This window comes from Pseudomonas sp. NDM, assembly GCF_003105095.1.
In the GTDB taxonomy this organism is placed as follows: domain Bacteria; phylum Pseudomonadota; class Gammaproteobacteria; order Pseudomonadales; family Pseudomonadaceae; genus Aquipseudomonas; species Aquipseudomonas moraviensis_A.
Map to the genome: position 1 here is coordinate 1 of NZ_QETJ01000262.1, position 3,905 is coordinate 3,905.

Consider the following 3,905-nt stretch of genomic DNA (forward strand, 5'->3'; position numbering starts at 1 on the left):
ATATGCGATTGTCATTATCTGCACTGTTGTTCGGCTTGGTCGTGGCGCAGGGCGCCATGGCGGCCGGAGATGGCACCGCTGCCGTAGGCGGTGGTCTCGGCGGTGCGCTGGGTAATGTGGTTGGTGGACAACTCGGCGGCAGCACGGGCGCCGCGGTCGGCGCGGGTGTCGGCGGCGCGGCCGGCAGTGCCGTCGGCGCGAACAAACGCAACCGCACCGAAGCCGCAATTGGTGGCGGTCTTGGCGCAGCAGGCGGTTCGGTCGTCGGCAATAGCCTCGGCGGCTCCACCGGTTCCGTTATCGGCGCGGGCCTGGGCGGCGCAGCGGGCGGGGCGGTGGGTAACAATCTGGGTGGCGATGACGATGGACATCATTCCGGCGGTCACAAGCACAAGAACAAACACAAAAATAAACATCGCTGATTGATCAACGAAAACCCGGCCTGGTGCCGGGTTTTTCGTGTCTGGCCGTCAGGAAGAGGAACGATTGGGGATAGGGCGTCTCGAACGTCATACATTCCATGCGATCAAGAGGTTCGCCATGACTCCTGAAACTGAAGGCAAAGAAGAGAAGGGCCCGAATGGGCTGCCGTTTATCAATGATCCAGGCAGTGAAGATCCTGGATCGGTGACGGATGATGCGACGGTACCGTTGAATGATGCGGATGAGGCGGATATGGAGTATGAGGAGGATGGGGATGAGCAGTAATCTACTCTTAGATTGAATTCCAGGGCCTATAATTTTAGGCCCTTTAAGTATATTCGGAATTTCAGGAGTGTAATTTCACTAGGTGTTGCTCAGCAATGAGGATCACCTGTGAGGACATAAAGGCTGTCAGATGTCGACATTTTTTCAATCTTCTTTGACACAATCAATTCGTCAAATTCTTCTTCGAGTATTTTCTTGTCGCAAAATTTTTTATACGTAAGTGGTCTGTCCAACGCATAGATGTAGAGCCGCCATACATCAAATCCGTCAGTTCTACTGTTGAGCCCATAGTCGAAATTCACTGATTCAGTAGCGAAGTGAACAATGCAGCCAACTCCATGGAGTTCATACTGAGTTTCGCTAGTTATGTCGCCACAACGTTGTATTTGGTTGCTGCGCCAAAGCCTGAGAATATTTCTCGTACCAAACTTTTTCTCGAGTAGCACTGTCGCATTCTCAACCTTGGCGAGAAAGTCGTTAATGAGATCTACAATGTCGTTGCGCTGTTTGTTCATCTTCTTCTGCGGTGCTCCAGTCTGTCATTGCCAACGTTATCGGCTGATTCTAGTACTTCCTCAATAGTGTTTAAGGTGCCGTGATGGTCTCGTATGTTGGTTATCAGCTGTATTGTAACTTCCGTAGAGGTTTGCCGTGCGGCAGAAGCTCGATGATGGCCGTCCAGAATGTAATGCGTGCCATTGTGTTCAGCAACATCTATGGGGTGATCGCTATTAAATCCATTGCTTCGCATGTCATCTCTCATTAGCTCGACTAGTTTGGTGGAGGTTTTGCCCATAAGCGCATGTGTTCGTTTCAGTGTTTTGGGGTCTACGCCATGAGTTAAGCGTGGTAATTGGGGCTCCCCCTCATCAACCTTAACCCCATCACTCGCCCCCGGCACCTCACACCCAGGCTTATTCGGTGGCGGGCAATTCGAGGTCAACCCCAACGGATCCACCCACCCCGTCGGATTCGGCACGTACTGGTACTGATTCAACCCACCCGCCAGCTTCACCGGATCCGGGGTCAGGTACCGCCCCAACCTCGGGTCGTAATACCGATGGCGGTTGTAGTGCAGGCCGCTTTCAACATCGAAGTACTGCCCCTGAAAGCGCAGCGGCTGGTCGAGGTAGTCTTCGCCGGCGAGGGTGACGGCGGCGACTTTGCCGTAGGCGTCGTATTGCGCGGACCAGACGATTTCGCCGCTGTAGTCGGTGAGTTCCTGCGGGGTGCCGAGGTGGTCGAGTTGGTAGTAGAACGGGCAGGCTTTTTTCGGGCCTTTGCCGTCGAGCAGCGCCAGTGGGCGAAAGGTGCCGGGTTCGTAGAGGAAGCTGCGGTATTGCGTGGCGCTGCTTTCGGCGACGAGGTGCTCGCCTTGCCAGAAAAATTCGGTGACGGCGCCGTCGACGCTTTTGCGGATGCGCCGGCCGAAGGCGTCGTATTGGTAAGTGGCGGTCTGGCCGTCGGGGCGGGTCAGGCCGATGAGGCGGTGCTGGCAGTCGTAGCGGTATTCGGTGACGAGGGTCTGGCCGTGGCCTCGGCGTTCGCGGATCAGGTTGCCGAAGGCGTCGTAGTCGTAGTGGCGATCGCCCTGCATCAGCAGGCGATTGCCTTTGATCTGCGCGGGGCCGGGGCGGTCCTGCATCAGCAGGTTGCCGGCCGGGTCGTGGGCGAAGGATTCGGGCAGTTCGTCGCGCGAATGGCGAACCCGAATCAATCGGTCGAGGGCGTCGTAGCCGTAGGTGCGCTGGCCGTGGCGGCTGTCGGCAATGTGCTCGAGATTGCCGTTGGCGCTGTAGGCATAATCGCGGCGGTACAGCGAGGCGCCGCGATGGCCTACGGCGTGGGCAAGTAGTCGGCCCTGATCGTCGTAGGAGTATTCGCTGAGCAGCAGACCTTGCTGACGTTGCTGCTCGCGACCGGACTGGTAGACGTGGCGCGTGAGCGGCGTGCCGTTGAGGTCGATCGCACTCAGCGCGCCGCCCTTGGCGTAGTGATAATCGAGCTTGCTGTTGTCCGGCAGGCGCAGACGCTTGAGCTGACCGCAGGCGTCATAGGCGTAACGCAAGGTGCCCCAGCCCTGGTGCTCGGTGATCAAGCGGTCCTGACGGTCGTACTCGAAGGCCAGCGGATGGTTTTGCCCGTCATCGACGGCAACCAAGCGGCCGAGGCGGTCGTAGTCATAACGCACCTTGATCCCATCGGGCAGGGTTTTGACGAGCAGACGTCCGGCCTTGTCGCGCTGGTAGTGGGTGATCAGCGATAAACCCTGCTCGCCGAACTCGGTCTTCTCCAGCAGGTGGCCATTGGGGTCGTAGGCGTACGCGGTACGCCGCCCATCAAAACCGGTTTCCTGTCGGATCAATCCGGTCGGCGTGTAATCCAGTCGGTATTTTTCCCCCGACTCGTTTTCGATCTCGGTCAGCAGCAACCGCGCATGGTCATAGCGGTACTGCACGCGGGTGCCGTCGGGGTTGATCCGCCGCGAGACCAGGTGCAGGTCGTCGTCATATTCGTAGCGGGTGATGCGCCCGAGTTCGTCGCGTTCGGCGGTGATCTGGCCGTAGGCGCCGTAGCTGTAGGCGCGGGTGCTGCCCGTCGGAGAAGTCGTCAGGATCAGTCGGCCGGCGGCGTCCCACTGCTGACGGCTGACAACACCAAATTCATCCTGGGTGGTAATCCGCCGGCCCAGCGCATCGTAGGAAAAGCGCCGCACGCCGCCGTCCGGCAGGGTTTCTTCGATGAGCTGGCCGAGCTCGTTCCACACCCAGCGATGGCGGCTGCTGTCGGGGTAGCGCAGCGACAACAACTGGCCGCGCAGGTTGTAGTAGTAATGGGTGACCTGGCCGTCGGGATCGACCGCTTCGGTGACCGCACCTTCGGCGTTGCGCCGATAGATCCACACCGCGTCGCCTCGGCAACGCTTGTAGAGAAAACCGTTGCGGTACTCGTAGGACGTTGGCGCCTCGTCCGGCGGAATCAGCGCAATCAGCCGTCCGACCTCGTCGTAGCGGTATTCGGTGACCGCCCCCAGAGCATCCTGCTCGGCGACCAAGCGGCCCTGCTCGTCATAGGCCTTGAGCTGCTCGCCGCCATCCGCCGCGACCTGACGCACCAGCCGCGCGCGCTCGTCGTGGACGTAGACTTCTTCGGTGCCGTCGACGTAATGCACGGTCACGCTGGCGTCGTCATCGTTC

4 protein-coding genes are annotated in these 3,905 nt (G+C 59.1%); 2 read left to right on the top strand and 2 right to left on the bottom strand.

Going from position 1 to position 3,905, the window contains the following annotated elements:
• Positions 1–2 precede the first annotated feature (2 nt).
• On the top strand, positions 3–422 hold the full coding sequence (locus DCO47_RS26050; RefSeq protein WP_116659229.1) for a YMGG-like glycine zipper-containing protein: 420 nt from the start codon (positions 3–5) through the stop codon (positions 420–422).
• A gap of 118 nt (positions 423–540) precedes the next feature.
• Complete coding sequence (locus DCO47_RS27095; RefSeq protein WP_165839224.1) at positions 541–708, top strand: hypothetical protein; 168 nt, start codon at positions 541–543, stop codon at positions 706–708.
• 89 nt (positions 709–797) lie between these two features.
• Here DCO47_RS27095 and DCO47_RS26060 read toward each other — a convergent pair whose 3' ends face one another.
• Positions 798–1,223 carry a hypothetical protein gene (locus DCO47_RS26060; protein WP_042608467.1) on the bottom strand — a complete coding sequence of 142 codons (426 nt, stop codon included), beginning with the start codon at positions 1,221–1,223 and terminating at the stop codon, positions 798–800.
• On the bottom strand, positions 1,220–3,905 hold a 2,686-nt coding region (locus DCO47_RS26065; protein WP_165839225.1), incomplete at its 5' end, for an RHS repeat-associated core domain-containing protein. The genes DCO47_RS26065 and DCO47_RS26060, both read right to left, overlap by 4 nt.